This is a genomic window from Pseudoalteromonas sp. GW168-MNA-CIBAN-0100 (genome assembly GCF_040309225.1).
GTDB lineage: Bacteria > Pseudomonadota > Gammaproteobacteria > Enterobacterales > Alteromonadaceae > Pseudoalteromonas > Pseudoalteromonas arctica.
Map to the genome: position 1 here is coordinate 1 of NZ_JBEOOL010001046.1, position 239 is coordinate 239.

1 pseudogene is annotated in these 239 nt (G+C 43.9%); it reads right to left on the reverse strand.

Features of this window, described 5'->3' with window-relative positions:
* Positions 1-239: pseudogene (locus AAEY62_RS24540) on the reverse strand (DUF2066 domain-containing protein); the annotation flags it as partial.

A 239-nucleotide genomic window follows, 5' to 3' on the forward strand; every position in this document is an offset into this window, starting at 1 on the left:
GTCTATAGCCAGTGATACGGTTAGATTCAAACATTTCATCATTGGTAAAGCGCCAATCTAATACCCAATTATCAGAGTTAAACGCTTGATACATTCTAGCAGTAATGCTTCGCTCAGCACTGTAGCGTTTAGATGCCTCTTCTACAGGCCCAGAAAAATTTCCCCAAACTTCAGGGACACCAACAAGCCGTCTGTCTTGTAAATCGAGTAAAGGCACAACAACCGGTAAACCGCGGTGG